This window comes from Micromonospora sp. NPDC049204 (assembly GCF_040647935.1).
GTDB lineage: Bacteria > Actinomycetota > Actinomycetes > Mycobacteriales > Micromonosporaceae > Micromonospora.
This window is the reverse complement of the sequence record NZ_JBEZDC010000008.1, coordinates 220,098-236,298: the sequence shown is the minus strand read 5'-3', so window position 1 is coordinate 236,298 and position 16,201 is coordinate 220,098. Positions and strand designations below refer to the sequence as shown.

Sequence of the window (16,201 nt, the reverse complement as noted above, 5' to 3'; positions counted from 1 at the left end):
CCGCAGGGCGTCGACGCGACCGAGATTGATCAGGGGGTGGGGAAGAGGCGCGCGTGCAGGGCGGCCGGGTCGGTCACCTCGGGCAGGTCGCGGGCGGCGAGCCAGGCCGCCGCGGCGGCCCCGTCTCCGGCGGTACGCAGCGGCGCGTCCGGCCAGTGTCGAGTGATCTCGACCCGGACGGCGGCGGCGAGCGGGGTGTCCGCCGTGAGCAGCCCGCCGCCGAGCACGAGTGGGGTCACCGCGCCGGCGGGGCGGATGCGGCTCACGCTCTCGGCCAGGTGCGCGGCGGCTTCGGTGATCAGCGCGGTCGCGACCGGGTCGCCGTGGTGGGCGGCGTCGACGACGAGGGGCGCGAGCTGGGCCAGCTCGATGGGGGGTCGACGGGTCACCGCCTGGATGGTGGCGTCGACGGTGTCCCGGGGGCGGGCGGCGATCTCGGGGCTGCCCACCAGCTTGGTGAGCACCGTGGTGGCCAGCGCGCCGGGTGCACGCCCTGCGTCGAGGTCGGCGAGCAGCCGGCGTACCGACTCGCGGCCGAGCCAGAAGCCGGAGCCGGTGTCGCCGAGGAGCCAGCCGTGACCGTCGGCGATCCGGTCGAGCCGCAGGTCGTGGACCTGCGCGGTGATCGCGCCGGTGCCGGCGATGAGCACGGTTCCATCCGCTGCGGCGCTGCCGGAGGCGTAGGCGACCAGGGCGTCGCCGTACACCGCGTACGGGCAGCGTAGGCCGGCGTCGTGCCAGGCCCGGTCGAAGGCGGCCCGGCCGGCGGGGTCGGCGAGCAACCGGGCCGCCCCGGCCAGCCCGATGGTGCCGGCGACCACCCGTGCCGGGTCGAGGTCGGCGAGCGCCTCGCGGAGCGCGGTCAACAACTCGGCGGCGGCCCGTTCGGCGCCGTGACTGGTGGGGTTGCCACCACCGGCGCGGCCGGTGCCGACGCGGTCCCCGGTGAGGGTCAGGGCGGTCGCCCGGGTGGACGTGCCGCCGACATCGAGACCGATCACGAGGGCGTCGGACATCGGCACGGGACTCCTTGGTCGGTGCGGCGAATCGGGCCTGTTCATGCTGGTCGGCGACGTCTTGCGGGGCAAGTTCCGGCGGCTGCGGCGGGCTGTGCGCCAGGTAACAGTTTGAAAACTTCGCCCACAGTCTTGACACGGAGGGGCGGTTAGTAAGAACTTTTACCACTAACAGTTAACAAGCTTTTCGGAAAGGTGAGGCGACCCATGGTTGATCACGAGGTGGACACCGCCGCGGGGACCGCGGTGGTCGACGCCGACGCGATCGATCGAAGGAGCTCAGCCTCCGGCGGGGTGCTGGCCCGCGTCCGCAACGGGCTCGACGAGCTGACCGACGCGCTGCGCCGCGTCGCCGAACACGTGCTCAGCGACCCGGAGGCCGCTGCCCGATCCACGATCGTCGAGCTGGCCGAGCGCAGCGGCACCTCACCGGCGACCATCACCCGCTTCTGTCGGGCGATGGGCTTCGAGGGGTACGCCGACCTGCGGCTGGGCATCGCCTCCGAGACCGGTCGGGCCCGCTCGGCCGGCTGGACCGTCGACATCGGACGCGAGATCCAGCCGAGCGACCCGCTCGCCCGGGTGCTCGACCAGATCATGGCCGCCGACACCCGGGCCATGCACGACACCGCCACCCTGCTCGATCTGAGCGAGGTGGAACGGGCCGCCGTGGCGATCGCCGGGGCCAACCGGGTGAACATCTTCGGTGCCAGCGGCAGCGCGCTCGTCGGCGAGGAGATGCAGTTCAGCCTGCACCGCATCGGTGTGGCCGCGTGGGCGTGGAACGACGTGCACGAGGGACTGGCCAGCGCCGCGTTGCTGCGCGGTGGAGACGTGGCGCTCGGCATCTCGCACACCGGGCAGACCCGGGAGACGATCGAGATGCTCGCCGAGGCGGGCAGCCGGGGCGCCACCACGATCGCGCTCACCGGCTTCCCCCGCTCGCCGTTGGCCGAACTGGCCGACATCGTGCTGCTCACCGCCAGCCAGGCCACCACCTTCCGGCCGGACGCCCTCTCCGCCCGGCACCCGCAACTGGTGGTGCTCGACCTGCTCTACATCGCCGTCGCCCAACGCACGCACGACCGCGCCCACGTGGCCTTCCGGCGGACCGCGCAGGCCGTCGACGGCCACAAGGCAGCGAAAGGTGTCGTCTCATGATCAGTGCCCAGGGGTACGCGGACGCCGTCCGCCCGGTGCTCGACCGACTGCTCGACTCGGAGGCCGACGGGATCACCCGGGCAGCCGATCTCATCGCCGACAGCCTGCGCGACGGCGGGGTGCTCCAGGCGTTCGGCGCCGGGCACTCCGAGGCGTTCGCCGCCGAACTGGTGGCCCGGGCCGGCGGGCTGGTCCCCACCAACCGGCTCTCGGTACGGGACCTGGTGATGCACGGTGACGCCCCGCGTGACGTGCTCGCCGACCCCAAGCTGGAACGCGATCCCTCCATCGCCCACCAGATCTACGCGCTCGCGGCGCCCCAGCCGCGCGACGTGTTCGTGGTGGCATCCCAATCCGGCATCAACGGCTCGGTGGTAGAGCTGGCGGCGCTGGTCACCGAGCGCGGTCACCCGTTGATCGCGGTCACCTCGGTCGAGCACACGGCACGGGTCGCTCCACGGCATCCGTCCGGCCAGCGGCTCGCCGACCTCGCCGACGTCGTGCTGGACAACGGCGCGCCGTACGGCGATGCACTGCTGCCGCTCGAGGGCGGCGGCGCGGTCTGTGCGGTCTCCTCGGTCACCACGGCGCTGCTGGCGCAGCTGCTGACCGCGGAGGTCGTACGACGGTTCCACCAGGCCGGAGAGGTGCCCCCTATCTACCTCTCCGCCAACGTCCCCGGAGGGGACGAGCACAACATCGCCCTCGAGTCGCGGTACGCCGGGCGTCTCCGGCGTACCGCCTGACCCGAATTCCACAAGGAGAGACGACGATGTCGATTACCCCCGAACACCCGGCCGCGCTCGACCGTCGCACGGTGCTGCGTCGCGCCGCCGCCGTGGGCATGCTCGCCACTCCGGCCATCGGCCTGCTCAGCGCCTGCGCGACGAGCGGCGGCGACAAGGAGAACGAGCAGGTCGCCGGTGGCACCAAGAGCGAGAAGAACCCGCTGGGCGTCAAGGACGACGCCGCGATCGAGGTGGTCATCTTCAACGGCGGTTACGGCGAGAAGTACGCCACCGACGTGCACGAGCCGCTCTACAAGACGGCGTTCCCCAAGGCGGAGATCAAGCACCAGGCCACTCAGGCCGTCTCCACCGTGCTCCAGCCGCGGTTCGCGTCCGGCAACCCGCCGGAGTTCGTGAACAACTCGGGCGAGAAGCTGATGGACTTCGGCGCGTTGGTGGCCGACGGCCAGCTCCAGGACCTCACCGAGCTGTGGGACGCCCCGTCGGTCGACGACCCGGCGAAGAAGGTCCGCGACACGGTCGTGCCGGGCACCGTCGAGGCGGGTTCGTTCAACGGCAAGCCGTACGTCCTGTACTACGTCTCCACCGTCTTCGGCATCTGGTACTCGGCCAAGCTGTTCAAGGACAACGGCTGGGCGCCCGCGAAGACCTGGGACGACTTCATCGCCCTGCTCACCAAGATCAAGGCCAAGGGCATCACCCCGTACGGCTACGCCGGGGCGAACGCGGCCTACTACCAGTGGAACGTGATCCTCACCCAGGCCGCCAAGATCGGCGGCACCGACGTTCTCAAGAACATCGACAACCTCGAGGACGGCGCCTGGAAGCAGGACGCGATCAAGCAGGCGGCCACGGCGTGGGCCGAGGTCGGGGCGAAGTTCAGCGACAAGAGCTTCGAGGGGCTCAAGCACACCGACGTGCAGCTGCGGCAGAACCAGTACAAGGTGGCCCTGTACCCCAGCGGTGACTGGCTGGAGGGTGAGCAGAAGCAGGACACCCCGGCCGGCTTCGACTACCAGCTCATGCCGGTGCCGAGCCTGACCGCGTCGGACAAGCTGCCGGCCACGGCGCTGCGCGCCACCGCGGGCGAGGGCTACTTCGTCTCGGCGAAGAGCAAGAACCCCAAGGGTGGCCTGGAGTACATGCGCCAGATGCTGTCCAAGGCGGGCGCGAAGGGCTTCACCGAGGTGGTCAAGGCCCCGACCGTGGTCACCGCCGGCTCGGAGGGCTTCTCCTTCCCGCCCGGTGTGGCCAGCTCGCAGGCCGCGCTCAAGGCGGCCGGCCAGGACGTGTTCAACCTGTACTTCGACGGCTGGTACAAGGAGCTCGACACGGAGGCGCGGACCGCCACCAACGAGCTGATGTTCGGCCGGATCAACGCGGACGCCTTCGTGGAGCGGATCCAGAAGCGTGCCGACGCGATCAAGAAGGATTCCTCCGTCACCAAGTTCAAGCGCTGATCGGAGCGTAGGGGTCATGCGGCACGGCAAGTATCCATTCGTGATCGGGTTCCTGATCGTCCCGGTCGCGCTGTACGTGACCTTCGTGATCGCGCCGTACGCGCAGGCGTTCCAGATCTCGATGACCAACTGGCGGGGCCTGTCGGCTCCGCGGTGGGTGGGCTTCGACAACTACCGGAGGTTGCTCGACGACGGCGCCTTCTGGAAGGCGGTCCAGCACCACGGCGTACTGCTGCTTGCCCTGCCGCTGATCACCATTGCCATCGCGCTGTTCTTCGCCTTCCTGCTCAACGTGGGCGGCAAGAGCAGCGGCGGCCAACGCCGGGGGGTCTGGGGGTCGAAGTTCTACCGGGTGGTGTTCTTCTTCCCCCAGATCCTGGCGGTGGCCATCATCGCGGTGCTGTTCCAGACGGTCTACCGGCCGGACGAGTCCGGCCTGATCAACGGCGTGCTGATGAAGTTCGGCCTGGACCCGGTGCTGTTCCTGATCCGCCCGAACCTGGCGCTCTGGTCGATCATCGGGGTGCTGGTCTGGCAGGCCGTCGGCTTCTACGTGGTGTTGTTCTCGGCCGGGATGGCCTCCATTCCGGGCGAGATCTACGAGGCCGCCGAGATGGACGGGGCGACCAGGGTCACCCTGTTCTTCCGGGTCACCCTGCCGCTGCTCTGGGACACCCTCCAGGTGGCCTGGGTGTACCTCGGCATCGCGGCGTTCGACGCGTTCGCCGTCGTGGCGGTGCTCTCCATCGACCAGGGCGGCCCGGACGGCGCCACCACCGTGCTGGCCGTGGAGATCTACCGCAACGCGTTCACGTACCAGAAGTACGGCTACGCCTCGGCGATGGGTGTGGCGCTCTTCTTCCTCACCATCACATTCGCGGCGCTGACGCTGCGGCTCACCAAGCGGGAAAGCGTGGAGTACTGATGAACCCGCAGACGACGCTGCCGCCGACGGCGGCCACACCGCCCCCGCCGACCAAGGGTCCGAAGGCCGCCGGCGGCCGTCCGGGGAAGGGACCCCGGTCCGAGGTACGCCTCTTCGCCGGCCTCGGTCACCTGGCCCTCGTCTGCTGGGCCGTGATCGTCATCGTGCCGATCCTGTGGACCTTCCTGGCCGCGTTCAAGAACACCACCGAGATCTTCAGCAGCCCGTGGACCCTGCCGGCCGAGCTGCGCTGGGAGAACTTCGGTCGGGCCTGGACCAAGGCGCACGTCGGCCGGTACTTCCTCAACAGCGTGCTCGTGGTCGGGGCGAGCACCTTCTGCACCATGCTCTTCGGCTCGATGGCCGCGTACGTGCTGGCAAGGTACAAGTTCATCGGCAACCGGGCCGTCTACTACCTGTTCGTCTCCGGCCTGGCCTTCCCGGTCTTCCTCGCCCTGGTACCGCTGTTCTTCGTGGTGAAGAACCTGGGTCTGCTCGGCACCCACACCGGGCTGGTGCTGGTCTACACCGCGTACTCGCTGCCGTTCACGGTGTTCTTCCTGGCCGCGTTCTTCAAGACGTTGCCGACCTCGGTGGCCGAGGCCGGGATGATCGACGGCTGCGGGCACACCCGACTGTTCTTCCAGGTCATGATGCCGATGGCGAAGCCGGGCCTGATCAGCGTGGCGATCTTCAACATCATCGGTCAGTGGGCGCAGTACCAGCTACCACTGGTGCTGCTGCCCAGCGGCTACGAGGACAAGTGGGTCCTGACCCAGGGCATCGCGAACATCTCGGTGAACGCCGGCTACGAGGCGGACTGGTCCGGGCTGTTCGCCGCGCTGACCATCGCCATCCTTCCGATGATCATCGTGTACGGGGTCTTCCAACGCCAGATCCAGGCCGGCCTCACGGCAGGCGCCGTCAAGTAACCGGTCACCTCGGGCGCTCGTCGGCCGGACTGTGCCAGGAGTGCCAGAGGGCCGCGTACGCCCCGTCGGCAGCCACGAGGTCGTCGTGGCTGCCGATCTCGGTGATCCGGCCGTCGGCCAGCACGGCGACCCGGTCGGCGTCGTGCGCGGTGTTGAGCCGGTGCGCGATCGCGATGACGGTCCGCCCGACCAGCACGGCGGCCAGCGCCCGTTCGGTGCGGCGGGCCGTGCTCGGGTCGAGCGCGGCGGTCGCCTCGTCGAGGATCAGCGTGTGCGGGTCGGCGAGCACCAGCCGGGCCAGCGCGAGCTGCTGTGCCTCGGCGGCGCCGAGCTGCCGGGCACCGTCGCCGAGCTGGGTGTCCAGCCCGTCGGGCAGCGCGGCACACCAGTCGGCGCCCACGCTCGCCAGCGCGGCGCGCATCTGCTCGTCCGACGCGTCCGGCGCGGCGAAGGAGAGGTTGTCGCGCACCGAGCCGATGAACACGTGGTGTTCCTGCGTGACCAGGGCGATCCGCCGTCGACGTTCGGCGGGGTCGAGGTCGGTGACCGGGCAACCGCCGATGCTGACCACGCCCTGGCGTGGCGCGTCGATCCCGGCCAGGAGCCGGGCCAGGGTGGACTTGCCGGCACCCGACGGACCCACGACCGCCAGCCGCTCACCCGGCTGCACCTCGAGGTCGATGCCGTGCAGCACGTCCGGCCCACCGGAGTAGGAGAACCGCGCCCCGCGGACGACGACCCGTTCGCCCCGTGACGTGGCCGCCCGACCGGGTGGCTCCGGCGGGACCATGCCGACGCCGAGCACCCGGGCGTACGACGCGAAACCGCGCTGCGCCTGCTCGGTCCACTGCAACAGCCGGTCCATCGGGTCGATCGCCTGTTGCAGGTAGAGCGCGGCGGCGACCACCGCGCCGAGGGTGACCACGTCCCGGGAGAGCAGGTAGCCGCCGACGAGCAGGACCAGGGCGATCGGCAGCGGGTAGCTGGCCTCGACGACGGAGAAGTACACCGTACGCAGCGCCAGGGTCGCCCGTCGGGCCTGCCACAGCCGGGCGATCCGGTTGGTGCCGTGCCGGATCCGGTCGTCGGTCAGCCGCAGCGCCTCCACGGTGCGGGCGCCCGCGGCGGTGGTGGTCAGCGCCTCGGTCAACTCGGCTGCCGCCGCGCCCTCGGTGAGGTAGGCGGAACTGGCCCGGCGCAGGTACCAGCGGGTGGTCCCCACGATCGACGGGAGCCCGGCCAGCGCCGCCAGGCCGAGCAGCGGATGCAACAGGAAGATCGCCCCGAACAGCAGGGTCAACTGCACCGAGGCGATGACGATCGTGGGCACCACGTCCCGCACGGTGGTCCCGACCGTCGACACGTCGACCGAGCTGCGGGTGGCCAGGTCGCCCGAGCCGGCGCGCTCGACGACCGAGACCGGCAGGCCGAGGGTCCGGTCGACGAACTCCTCCCGCAGTTCGGCGACGGCCCGTTCACCGAAGCGGTGGCCGGCGTACTGGGCGTAGCGGGACAGCAGCGCGCTGACCAGGACGCAGCCGGCGATGGCCAGCGCCAGCCGGTCCACGGTGGCCGCTCCGGCGCCGGCGGTGACCCGGTCGATGATGGTGCCCAGCAGCCACGGCGGGGCGAGCCCGGCGATCGCGGCCGCGCCGTTGAGCGCCAGCACGACACCGACGGCCCGGCGATGCCGGCTGATCATGGCCCGCAGGGCGCGACGGACGGTGCTCCGGTCGGCCACCGGCAGCCGGCTCACCGGTAGATCTCCTCGGTGTCGGTGGGCCTGTCGAGATCCGCACTGCCCCGGGCCACCAGGTGCCGGTAGCCGGCGTCGGAGTCGAGCAGGTCGGCATGGCTGCCGGTGGCGGTGATCCGGCCGGCGCTCAGGTGTGCGACCAGGTCGGCCCGGCCGAGCAGCAGCGGCGACGTGGCGAGCAGCACGGTGGTCCGCCCGGCCCGGGCGGTCCGCAGCCGCTCGGCGATCCGCGCCTCGGTGTGCGCGTCCACCGCCGACGTCGGGTCGACGAGGATCAGCACCTCCGGTTCGGCGAGGAGCGCCCGGGCCAGTCGGACCCGTTGGCGCTGACCGCCGGAGAGGGTCCGGGCTCGGGCGTCCAGCGGCGTGTCCAGCCCGCCGGGCAGGGCGTCGACGATGTCGTCAGCCGAGGCGGTCCGCAGGGCCGCCCGGATCCGTTGGTCGTCGCCCCCGGGGCACAGCACGTCCCGCAGTGTCCCGGCGAACAGGTACGAGTCGTGGTCGGCGACCAGGATCCGGGAGCGGACCTCGTCCAGGGCGACACCGGCCAACGGCACGCCACCCCAGGTGGTCTCGCTGACGGCGTACCGGCCGAGCCGGTCGGCCAGCGCCACAGCCGCCGCCGGGTCGTCGGCGGCCACCCCGGTCAGCCGCCCGGCGGGCACGGTCAGGCCGGTCTCCGGGTCGTGCAGGTCGGCGGGGCCGACCGGTGCGGCCAGGGCATCCGGCCGGCGGGCGACGGGCACCGAGCCCGACCACCGACGACCCGGGCCACCGACGTCGTCCGGGGTCACGGTGAGCAGGTCGGCGATCCGTCGGGCGGCGACGCGTCCCCGGATCAGCTGGTGGCTGCCCTCCAGCAGGAACCAGACCGGCACGATCAGGGTCGCCACGTAGCCGTAGACGGCGACCAGTTCGCCGATCGTGACGGCGCCGGTCACCGCCATCCGCGCGGTCAGCCACACCACGGCGGCCAGGAACAACCCGGGGATGGCGACGGTCGCCGCGTCGATCCAGCTGTTCACCGCGCCGACGCGGTAGCCCTCGGCGCGCAGGTCCTGGGATCTGGCCGCGTACCGCCGGGCGAACAGGTCCCGGCCACCCACGCCGGCGAGCACCCGCAGCCCCGCCACGATGTCCCCGGAGCGGGCGGTGAGCGCACCCTGCTGCCGGCGGTAGACCGATTCGGCCCGTTCCAGGCGGCGCAGCAGGGGCCCGACGACCAAGCCGACCGCCGGCACTCCCAACAGCACGCAGAGCGCCAGCAGCGGGGAGATCGACCAGAGCACCACGGCGATGATCACGTACGCGACGACCGCGCCGACGCCCGGCCCGGTCAGCGTCAGCACCTGCGCGGCCCAGTCGATGTCGGAGCCGCCGATGGTGGACACCTCGCCCGCGCCAACCCGGCGTGGCAGCACCGCGCCGATCCGGGACAGGTGGCGCAGCAGCACCTCCGCCGAGCGCGCCTTGGCGTCCTCCCGGATGAAGGTCATCGTGCGGTGCCGCATGATGCCGAGGTAGGACAGGGCCACCCCCGCGACGACGATCGCCGCGACCCAGAACACCAGGGCGCGCGTGTCGCCGGTGCGCAGCCCGTCGTCGACGGCGCGGTAGATCAGGTAGGGCCGGGCGGAGAGCCCGACCATCCAGGCCGTGCCGAGCAGACTGCCGCGCAGCACCCGCCAGGGTTGGCACCGGACCAGCCACCACAGGTATCGCATCGGTCCCCGGGTGTCGGGGGTGCCAGGATCGGGATGGGGGATCTGTGGGGGCACCCGACCACGCTACCGAGCGCCTCCGACGCCCGACCGGCCCGACACCGGTGAGGTGCGCCTCCGGTTTTGTCGCAAGGGAGAGGCAGAATCACGTTCGTGCTGGTGGCGGTGGTGTCCGACGAGCGAGGTGGGGGAGTGCTGTGCCCTCTGGGTGCCGGCGGCCAGCCCGCCGGCCCGCCCGAGGTCGTCGTCGACCTGGTCGCCGCGGTCGCCGCCCGCGAGGCCGCCCAGCACCCGCGTTGGGTCTGGTCCACGGCCACCTCCGTCTACCCGCCGCTGCTGCGTGCCGGCGTCCGGGTCGACAGGTGTCACGACGTGGAGTTGACCGAGGCGTTGCTGCTGGGGCAGGCGGGCCGCTGGGGTGAGCCCCGCTCGCTGGCCGCGGCCTGGGCACGGTTGACCGGCGCGCCGGTGCCGCCCGACCCACCGCCGCGCGCCGCCGCGCCCCCCGGGCACGGCCAGGGCGCGCTCTTCGACACGCTGCCCGGCCCGTCGGGGCCGGGCATCGACGCACTGATCCGGGTGTACGCCGACCAGCTCGCCCGCATCGCCGCGACCGAGCACCCCGGCCGGTTCCGGTTGCTGGTGGCCGCCGAGTCGGCCGGCGCGCTGATCGCGGCGGAGATGGGTGCCGCCGGGCTGCCCTGGCGCGCCGACGTGCACAACGAGATCCTGCACGAGCTGCTCGGCGAGGCGTCCCCGGTCGGTGGTCCGCCACGCCGACTCGCCGAGCTGGCCGCCCGGATCGCCGACGCGCTCGGCGTCCGCGGCCTGCACACCGACTCCCCGACGGAGCTGCTGAGGGCGTTCGCCCGCGTCGGGGTGGAGCTGCCCAACACCCGGGCCTGGGTGCTGCGCGGGGTCGACCATCCGGCGGTGCCGCTGGTGTTGGAATACAAGGAGCTCTACCGGATCTGGACGGCGCACGGTTGGGGCTGGCTCGATCAGTGGGTGCGGGGCGGCCGGTTCCAACCGGAGTACGTGCCGGCCGGTGTCGTCTCCGGCCGGTGGGCGACCCGGGGTGGTGGCGCGTTGCAGATCCCCAAGGTGATCCGTCGGGCGGTGGTGGCAGATCCGGGCTGGCGGTTGGTGGTCGCGGACGCCGGTCAGTTGGAGCCGCGGGTGCTGGCGGCGGTGTCCGGCGACGCGCGGCTGGCGGCGGCGGGCGGGGCCGGTGACCTCTATGCCGCGCTGGCGCGCGACTCGTTCGGCGGTGACCGGGCCAAGGCCAAGGTGGCCCTGCTCGGTGCCATGTACGGGCAGACCGGCGGTGCGGCGGTGCCCGCGTTGGCGGTGCTGAAGCGCAGCTACCCGACGGCGTTCGCCTTCGTCGAGGCGGCGGCGCGTACCGGCGAGGCGGGTGGGCTGGTGCGGTCGTGGCTGGGGCGGACGTGTCCGCCCGGTGCCGTGGGGTTCGGTGATCCCGACGACGCGCCCTCCGACCCGGACGCGGCGGCCGATCCGCAGGGTCCCCGGGCGCGGGCCGCGCGGTCGAGGGGTCGTTTCACGCGCAACTTCGTCATCCAGGCGACAGCTGCCGAGTGGGCTTCCACGTTGCTGGCCACGTTGCGGACCGAGTTGGCCGGCACCGACGCGGAGCTGGTCTTCTTCCAGCACGACGAGGTGGTCGTGCATGCGCCCGCCGCGCAGGCGGATGCGGTCGCCGAGGCCGTCAACCGGTGTGGCGAGCAGGCCTCCGCACTGCTCTTCGGTGCGACGCCGGTCCGCTTTCCGCTTGATGTGTCCATCGTGGACTGTTACGCCGACGCGACCTGACCGACCGCGGGGGCGCGGGCCGGCGGTGTCCGGGCCGCCGCCTCCGGACGGATCGGGGCACCGCGCGACAAGGGACCGCGCCGGGGCACCCGCTCGGTTAGCCTCTCTGGCGCGCGTCGTGTAGTTGTCGGAACGGGGAGGTGTGCCGTGATCGCCGGAATCGCCCGTCACCTGGCCGGGATGGCCGTCGCCTGGTTGGTCTTCGTCGCCGAGGCGGTCGTGGGCTACCTCGGTCTGCTGGCGTACGCGGTGGCCACCGGGTCCGACGTGGGTGGTCCGCTGGCCGGGCCGGTGCTCGTGTTGATCGCCGCGGTGCTCGGCGTGGCGCTGATTCCGCTGCTCTTCCTGCCGGCGGTGGCGGTCGGGGAGGCCGCCGGTCGACGGCGGGGGACCGGCCGGGTGGTGGCGGTGGCCGTGCCCGTCGCGGTCGTGCTGGCCGCCGTGTACGCCGTGGCCGGGGCGGTTGCCACGCAGGTGTCCGCCGGGTATGTGCCCCTGGTCGCGGCGATCGCGGCGCTCGTCGTCGTCGCTCCGGTCGTGTCGTACGCGCTGACCGCGCGCGGCGTCGGCTGGGTGGCTCGACGGGTGCCCCGGCGGTGGGGCGGCTCGGCGGCCTCGCTGTCTCCCGAGGTGGGTTGACCGCCGCTCGGCGCTCGGCGTCGCCGTCGCGGCGGACCGCGTCGGGGTGCTGGCAGAGTTGCCGGGCGTGTAACGGTTGTGCTATTTCTCCTTTTCGCCCCGCTACTCCCGGCCTGCCGTCCTCGTTGCAGTGTCCGTAGGAGGGGGCGGATCGGTCGCGGTCGCTCCCATGCTTGAGGGGGCGCAGCTGAACGGGATCGCAGGAATGATCATCGCCGCGGGCGGGGGACGACGGATCGGTGGTCCCGAGGCGCTGCTGCACCACGGCGAGAAGCCGCTGGTCAACCAGATGATCGACACGATGACCGAGGCGGGCTGCGAGCAGATCGTGGTCGTGCTGGGTGCCGCCGCCGAGCAGGTCCGGGAAACCGCCGACCTGGGCCGGGCCACCGTCGTGATCAACAAGGCGTGGGGCACCGGGGTCGGCTCGTCCATCCGGGCCGGCCTGGCCGCCATGGGCGACGAGGGGATCGAGGCGGTGGTGGTGGTCCCGGTCGACATGCCGGGCCTGACCGCCGTCGCGGTCCGACGGGTGGCCGCGCTGCCGTACCCGGACGTGCTGGTCTGCGCCACCTACGACGGCCTGCGCGGGTACCCGATGCTCTTCGGCCGCCGGCACTGGCCCGGCATCGCGACCCTCGCCAGCGCGGACGTGGGTGCCCGACCGTACCTGCTGGCGCACAAGGACCAGATCGTCGACATCGCCTGCGACTCGGTGGCAGACGGCAGCCGGGTCGACACCCCCGAGCTGATGGCGCTGTACGGCCTGACCGTCCCGCCCCAGCGCGTCGGGGTCTGAGGTGGACTGAGTATCCGTACGGATGTGCCGGGCCGCGCAGCGGCGATACTCGTTGCCATGCGTCGACTCGTCACCGCCCTGCTGTGCCTGGCCGTGCTCGTCGGCTGCGCCAGGCCGGGCGAGACGCCCGTGCGGGACGGCCCTCCCGCGGACACCGACTGGAGCACCTACCAGGCCGATGTCACGGCCGTCACGGTCAGCACGGACCCGCGCTCGCTCGTGCTGACCGTGGCGCTGCTGGGTGACGCGGACGGTTGCTCCCGGAACCCACGAGTCGAATACTTCGTCGAGGAGAACAACCTCATCTACGCCAACGTGGTGCAGGATTCGCGCCTGTCCGCGGTGGTCGGGGCCTGCCCCACCCACACACCGGGCGAGACGACGTTGACGGCGCCGGGTCCGATCGCCGGCCGGACCGTCGTGCTCAACCAGGAGCCGTGGAAACTCGACGGCGCGGAGTACCACCGCTGCGACCCGACGTTCGGTTGCGGTCCGATGCCGAAGGACCACTGTGACCACAAGTGGGTCGATGTCGTGGTCCGCGGCATGGACGTGTCCCGGCACTCGGTCGGCTCGGTCGAGGGTTGCGACGGCGCCTGGTTGGTCATGACGGTGCCGTTCGATCCGGTGCCGTGTGGCGTCGAGGCTCGGCCCGGTTGCGACGCGTCGGTAAACGTGCGCCGCTACTTTCTGCGGTGGGCCGGCCCGGGCGGCTGGGAGAGGATCGCCAGCTCGACAGAGGCCGGCTGCGGACGCGTCCACACCACCGCGCCGGCCTTCCCGAGGAAGCTCTGCGCCGACCTGCCCAGGCCGTGATCGGGGTCGGTCCCTCTCCGGTGACTCCGGGCCGAGCCGATCGGCCAACACCCTCCCCACCACTGTCCGGGCACGGCCCGGATCAGGGCTGGCGACGGGTGCTCGCGCGCACCACCACGCGCCAATCGTGGCGTGTCGATGCCGTGGCGGGGCCTCCGAGCGCCGCACGGGCGCAGTGCGCGCCCTGCTCGCGCAGTGACTGCGCCAGGGTGGTCAGGCCGGCGTCCGCGGCCGCGTCCGCGTCGTCCCAGCCCGTCACCGCGACGTCCTCGGGAACGCGCAGCCGGGCGCTCGCCGCGGCGCGCAGGGCGCCCAGGGCGAGTTCGTCGCTCATCGCGGCGATGGCGTCCGGCGGGTCGGTGCCCTGGAGCAGTTCGGCGGCGAAGGTCTCGCCCTCGGCGACGTGGTTGACCGGGCAGACCGCCAGTCGCAGGTCCGCCGCTCGCTGACCCGCGTGTGTCCAGGCGTCCCGGAATCCCTCCCACCGGTGCCGGGTCACCGGGAACCTCACCTCGGGCTCCTGGTCGCCGGTGAGCAGTCGGCGTGCGCGACTGCGGTCGAGCGGAAAGCCGAGCACGAGCGGGCGTCGCGCCTCGGCGAACGCCACCCGTCCGACCGCGGCGGCGGCGGCCCGGTCGTCGATGCCGATCACCGGCAGGTTCCGTCGGTGCGGGCCGGCGTGGACCACCGCGGACAGGCCGGTGTCGGCCACGGCGTCCAGGACCGGATCGTCGTCGCTGGTGGTCCAGACGACGAAGCCGTCCACGGCCGCCTGCGCGACGCGCTGGGCGTCGGAGGGTGCGCCGGTGATCGGTATCAGGGTGAGTCCGACGCCCTCCGCCGCGCACACGTCGGAGACCCCGGCGAGGAAGCGCGCCGCCTGCGGGTCGTCGAAGGCGTAGCTCAACCTCTCACCGAGTACGACGCCGAGCGTGCCCGCGCGCCCGCGTCGCAGCGAGCGGGCGGCCGGGTGCGGCCCGGGGTAGCCCAGCTTCCGCGCCGCCGCGCGCACCTTCGCCGCGGCCTCGGCGGAGACCCTCCCGGGCTGGGAGTACGCGTAGGAAACCGTCATCGGCGAGACGCCGGCGGCGGTGGCCACCTGGCGCAGAGTCGGCCGCTTGGGGTTGTCCGCGGGGCGGTTCATGGCACAGACTCTATCTGTGTATCGATACACAACGCGGCAGCGGCAGACCCCGTCACGACGGCAGACCGAGATCGAGACCTTCGTCCGGGACGCGCCGACCAGGCTGTCGTACGCCGTCCTGGCCTGCTGGACGTTCTGGCTGTACGCCTTCGGCCCGGCGCTGACCCTCCTCCGCGCGGAGTTGGGCTTCTCCTACACGCTGCTCGGCGTCTACGAACTGTTGTGGGCGGGGGGCGCGGCGCTGTCCGCGGTCGGGTTCGTGTGGGCGGCACGCCGCCTGGCCCGGGGTGCGCTGCTGTGGTGCTCGGCCGTCGCCACCGTGGTCGGTGCCGGTCTGTTCACCCTGGGCGGCAGCACAGCGGCCACCCTGCTCGGAGCCGTCGTGTTCGGTCTGGCCGGGACCACGATGCTCACCGTGGTCCAGGCGGTGCTGTCCGACCGGCACGGCGACCGGCGCGACCGGGCGTTGACCGAGGCCAACGTGGGCGCCGGCGCGTCCGCGGTGTTCGCCCCGCTGGTCCTCGGCGCCCTGGCGGCCAGCGCGTTGGGCTGGCGCGCCACCTTCGTGTTGCCGGCCGCCGTCCTCGTGCTGCTGTACCTGCGCTACCGCCGCCAGCCGCTACCGGCGGCGCCGCGACCCGCCACCGCGAAGAAGGCCGGGGGCCTGCCGCTGGCCTGCTGGCTGTTCGCCATGCTGACCGCTGTCAGTTCGGCGATCGAGTTCTGCCTGGTGTACTTCGGTCCCCAGTTGCTCATCCACGCCGGCATGTCCGCCGCTGCGGCCAGCACCGCGCTGAGCAGCAACTACCTCGGCATCCTGATCGGACGCCTGCTCGGCGCGCGGCTCACCCGCCGCCCCGGTCGCGCGGTGGTGCTGCTGTACGCCTCGCTGGCGGTCACCGGCCCCAGCTTCGTGCTGTTCTGGCTGACCGACAAGCCGGCCCTCGCCGTCCTCGGGCTGTTCCTCTGCGGGGTGGGCGTCGCCAACCTCTATCCGCTCGCGCTCTCGCTCACCCTCGGCGCGGCCGGCGGACAGGAGGACCGGGCCAACGCCCGTTCGCAACTGATCCTCGGCGTGGTCGCCGGCGTGTCCCCCTTCCTGCTCGGCGGCCTGGCGGACCGGTACGGGCTGGTCACCGCCTTCGCCCTGGAACCGGTGCTGATCGGCTGCTGCGTGCTGCTGCTGTGGGGTGGGCTCCGTGCCCGCCGCCCCAGCACGTGAGTCGAACGCCCGCCGCCCGACAACCCGC

At 72.4% G+C, this 16,201-nt stretch carries 14 protein-coding genes; 10 read left to right on the top strand and 4 right to left on the bottom strand.

Annotated elements, in window-relative coordinates:
* Window positions 1-29: 29 nt before the first annotated feature.
* Window positions 30-1,016: a BadF/BadG/BcrA/BcrD ATPase family protein gene (locus tag AB0A90_RS17960; RefSeq protein ID WP_357248603.1), complete on the bottom strand. Its 987-nt coding sequence runs from the start codon at window positions 1,014-1,016 to the stop codon at window positions 30-32.
* Window positions 1,017-1,223: 207 nt separating this feature from the next.
* Between AB0A90_RS17960 and AB0A90_RS17955 the strand changes: the two genes are divergently transcribed.
* The 5 genes from AB0A90_RS17955 to AB0A90_RS17935 are packed head-to-tail and all read left to right on the top strand — an operon-like array spanning window position 1,224 to window position 6,243.
* Window positions 1,224-2,177: a MurR/RpiR family transcriptional regulator gene (locus tag AB0A90_RS17955; RefSeq protein WP_357248600.1), complete on the top strand. Its 954-nt coding sequence runs from the start codon at window positions 1,224-1,226 to the stop codon at window positions 2,175-2,177.
* A complete protein-coding gene (locus AB0A90_RS17950) occupies window positions 2,174-2,923 on the top strand; it encodes an SIS domain-containing protein (protein WP_357248597.1) in 750 nt (249 codons plus the stop codon). The genes AB0A90_RS17955 and AB0A90_RS17950 overlap by 4 nt, the downstream gene beginning before the upstream one ends.
* Window positions 2,924-2,949: 26 nt before the next feature.
* On the top strand, window positions 2,950-4,386 hold the full coding sequence (ngcE, locus tag AB0A90_RS17945) for an N-acetylglucosamine/diacetylchitobiose ABC transporter substrate-binding protein (protein WP_357248594.1): 1,437 nt from the start codon (window positions 2,950-2,952) through the stop codon (window positions 4,384-4,386).
* Window positions 4,387-4,402: 16 nt separating this feature from the next.
* Window positions 4,403-5,311 (top strand): sugar ABC transporter permease, encoded by a 909-nt coding sequence (locus tag AB0A90_RS17940; protein ID WP_357248591.1) that lies wholly within the window; start codon window positions 4,403-4,405, stop codon window positions 5,309-5,311.
* Window positions 5,311-6,243 (top strand): carbohydrate ABC transporter permease, encoded by a 933-nt coding sequence (locus AB0A90_RS17935; protein ID WP_357248588.1) that lies wholly within the window; start codon window positions 5,311-5,313, stop codon window positions 6,241-6,243. The genes AB0A90_RS17940 and AB0A90_RS17935 overlap by 1 nt, the downstream gene beginning before the upstream one ends.
* A 4-nt stretch (window positions 6,244-6,247) precedes the next feature.
* On the opposite strand, the gene AB0A90_RS17930 is transcribed toward AB0A90_RS17935, so the two are convergent.
* Entirely contained in the window at window positions 6,248-7,945 is a 1,698-nt protein-coding gene (locus tag AB0A90_RS17930; protein ID WP_357248800.1) for an ABC transporter ATP-binding protein, read from the bottom strand.
* A gap of 50 nt (window positions 7,946-7,995) precedes the next feature.
* On the bottom strand, window positions 7,996-9,723 hold the full coding sequence (locus AB0A90_RS17925) for an ABC transporter ATP-binding protein (RefSeq protein ID WP_357248797.1): 1,728 nt from the start codon (window positions 9,721-9,723) through the stop codon (window positions 7,996-7,998).
* 120 nt (window positions 9,724-9,843) lie between these two features.
* Here AB0A90_RS17925 and AB0A90_RS17920 point away from each other — a divergent pair, with 120 nt between their 5' ends.
* The 4 genes from AB0A90_RS17920 (at window position 9,844) to AB0A90_RS17905 (ending at window position 13,807) form a co-directional block, all read left to right on the top strand.
* On the top strand, window positions 9,844-11,553 hold the full coding sequence (locus AB0A90_RS17920) for a bifunctional 3'-5' exonuclease/DNA polymerase (RefSeq protein WP_357248585.1): 1,710 nt from the start codon (window positions 9,844-9,846) through the stop codon (window positions 11,551-11,553).
* Between the two features lie 147 nt (window positions 11,554-11,700).
* Window positions 11,701-12,192, top strand: a complete 492-nt coding sequence (locus AB0A90_RS17915; protein WP_357248582.1) for a hypothetical protein — start codon at window positions 11,701-11,703, stop codon at window positions 12,190-12,192.
* A 205-nt stretch (window positions 12,193-12,397) separates the two neighbouring features.
* Window positions 12,398-12,991 carry a nucleotidyltransferase family protein gene (locus AB0A90_RS17910; protein ID WP_357248579.1) on the top strand — a complete coding sequence of 198 codons (594 nt, stop codon included), beginning with the start codon at window positions 12,398-12,400 and terminating at the stop codon, window positions 12,989-12,991.
* 57 nt (window positions 12,992-13,048) lie between these two features.
* Window positions 13,049-13,807 (top strand): hypothetical protein, encoded by a 759-nt coding sequence (locus tag AB0A90_RS17905; RefSeq protein ID WP_357248576.1) that lies wholly within the window; start codon window positions 13,049-13,051, stop codon window positions 13,805-13,807.
* Window positions 13,808-13,889: 82 nt separating this feature from the next.
* Here the strand turns inward: AB0A90_RS17905 and AB0A90_RS17900 are convergent, their stop codons facing one another.
* Window positions 13,890-14,951 (bottom strand): LacI family DNA-binding transcriptional regulator, encoded by a 1,062-nt coding sequence (locus tag AB0A90_RS17900; RefSeq protein ID WP_357248573.1) that lies wholly within the window; start codon window positions 14,949-14,951, stop codon window positions 13,890-13,892.
* A 16-nt stretch (window positions 14,952-14,967) separates the two neighbouring features.
* Here AB0A90_RS17900 and AB0A90_RS17895 point away from each other — a divergent pair, with 16 nt between their 5' ends.
* Window positions 14,968-16,173: an MFS transporter gene (locus AB0A90_RS17895; RefSeq protein WP_357248570.1), complete on the top strand. Its 1,206-nt coding sequence runs from the start codon at window positions 14,968-14,970 to the stop codon at window positions 16,171-16,173.
* The last annotated feature ends 28 nt before the right edge of the window (window positions 16,174-16,201 follow it).

Excerpts from the sequence above, each read along its gene's own strand:
- AB0A90_RS17900 (WP_357248573.1), bottom strand. The coding sequence starts at position 14,951 with ATGAACCGCCCCGCGGACAACCCCAAGCGGCCGACTCTGCGCCAGGTG.
- AB0A90_RS17960 (WP_357248603.1), bottom strand. The coding sequence starts at position 1,016 with ATGTCCGACGCCCTCGTGATCGGTCTCGATGTCGGCGGCACGTCCACC.
- AB0A90_RS17955 (WP_357248600.1), top strand. The coding sequence starts at position 1,224 with ATGGTTGATCACGAGGTGGACACCGCCGCGGGGACCGCGGTGGTCGAC.
- ngcE (WP_357248594.1), top strand. The coding sequence starts at position 2,950 with ATGTCGATTACCCCCGAACACCCGGCCGCGCTCGACCGTCGCACGGTG.
- AB0A90_RS17910 (WP_357248579.1), top strand. The coding sequence starts at position 12,398 with ATGATCATCGCCGCGGGCGGGGGACGACGGATCGGTGGTCCCGAGGCG.
- AB0A90_RS17930 (WP_357248800.1), bottom strand. The coding sequence starts at position 7,945 with ATGATCAGCCGGCATCGCCGGGCCGTCGGTGTCGTGCTGGCGCTCAAC.
- AB0A90_RS17935 (WP_357248588.1), top strand. The coding sequence starts at position 5,311 with ATGAACCCGCAGACGACGCTGCCGCCGACGGCGGCCACACCGCCCCCG.
- AB0A90_RS17925 (WP_357248797.1), bottom strand. The coding sequence starts at position 9,723 with ATGCGATACCTGTGGTGGCTGGTCCGGTGCCAACCCTGGCGGGTGCTG.
- AB0A90_RS17905 (WP_357248576.1), top strand. The coding sequence starts at position 13,049 with ATGCGTCGACTCGTCACCGCCCTGCTGTGCCTGGCCGTGCTCGTCGGC.
- AB0A90_RS17950 (WP_357248597.1), top strand. The coding sequence starts at position 2,174 with ATGATCAGTGCCCAGGGGTACGCGGACGCCGTCCGCCCGGTGCTCGAC.
- AB0A90_RS17940 (WP_357248591.1), top strand. The coding sequence starts at position 4,403 with ATGCGGCACGGCAAGTATCCATTCGTGATCGGGTTCCTGATCGTCCCG.